Origin of the sequence: Caballeronia sp. ATUFL_F1_KS4A (assembly GCF_023630905.1) — a bacterium.
Lineage (GTDB): Bacteria > Pseudomonadota > Gammaproteobacteria > Burkholderiales > Burkholderiaceae > Caballeronia > Caballeronia zhejiangensis.
The window spans coordinates 1-241 of record NZ_JALQEB010000073.1; the positions used below are offsets into that span (position 1 = coordinate 1).

At 67.6% G+C, this 241-nt stretch carries 1 pseudogene; it reads left to right on the forward strand.

The window, feature by feature from the left end:
* A pseudogene (locus NCS03_RS31380) lies at nucleotides 1-93 on the forward strand (16S rRNA pseudouridine(516) synthase); the annotation flags it as partial.
* Nucleotides 94-241 lie beyond the last annotated feature (148 nt).

The window sequence follows — 241 nt, forward strand, 5'->3', positions numbered from 1 at the left end:
GCTTTGCCTGGCACGCTTGCCGAAGGTGCATGGCGCTGGCTCGATGAAGCCGATCTCGCCGCGCTGCGCCGGGAGCCGGAAACGACGCCGTAGCTTCGCTTCGAAGCCGCCGCGCCGGATGCATCGCAGCCGTTGTTCGATCACATCGAAGGACGAACCCATCATGCACATCCCGGCGAGACGGCGGTTCATTTCCCTGACGCTCGTCGCGTGCGCTTCCGGCCTCGCCGGTGCGCGGGCG